Origin of the sequence: Mycobacterium sp. 852002-51613_SCH5001154, assembly GCF_001667425.1 — a bacterium.
Taxonomy (GTDB): Bacteria; Actinomycetota; Actinomycetes; order Mycobacteriales; family Mycobacteriaceae; genus Mycobacterium.
The window spans coordinates 1-547 of sequence record NZ_LZII01000035.1 but is presented as its reverse complement, the minus strand read 5'-3'; the positions used below and the strand labels follow the sequence as shown (position 1 = coordinate 547).

Sequence of the window (547 nt, the reverse complement as noted above, 5' to 3'; positions counted from 1 at the left end):
CGACGGCATGTCCAAGCTGAGCGGCTGGCTCACCCCCGAGGCCCGCGCCACCTGGGAGGCGGTGCTGGCCAAGCTGGCCGCGCCAGGGATGTGCAACCCCGACGACCAGACACCGATCGCCGAGGGCGCCCCGAGCGACGAGGCGGTGCAGCGTGACACCCGCAGCGCCGCGCAGCGCAACCACGACGGCCTCAACGCCGCGCTAAGGGCAATGCTTTGCAGCGCCAACCTGGGTCAGCACAACGGATTACCCGCGGCCATCGTCGTGACCACCACGCTCAATGACCTCGAGTCCGCCGCCGGCAAAGCCCTCACCGCCGGGGGCACCCTGCTGCCGATGTCCGACGTGATCCGGCTGGCCCGCCACGCCCACCACTATCTGGCCGTCTTCGACAAGGGCAACGCGCTGGCGCTGTATCACGCCAAGCGCCTGGCCTCACCGGGGCAACGAATTGTCTTGTACGCCAGAGACCGTGGCTGCTCGGCCCCGGGCTGCGACGTGGCCGGCTACTACTGCGAAGTCCACCACGTCCAGGACTGGGCCAGC

General features: G+C 69.8%; 1 protein-coding gene. It reads left to right on the top strand.

Features of this window, described 5'->3' with window-relative positions:
* Nucleotides 1–547, top strand: a 547-nt coding sequence (locus tag A5750_RS08950; protein WP_156664299.1) for an HNH endonuclease signature motif containing protein, incomplete at both ends; no start/stop codon positions are given.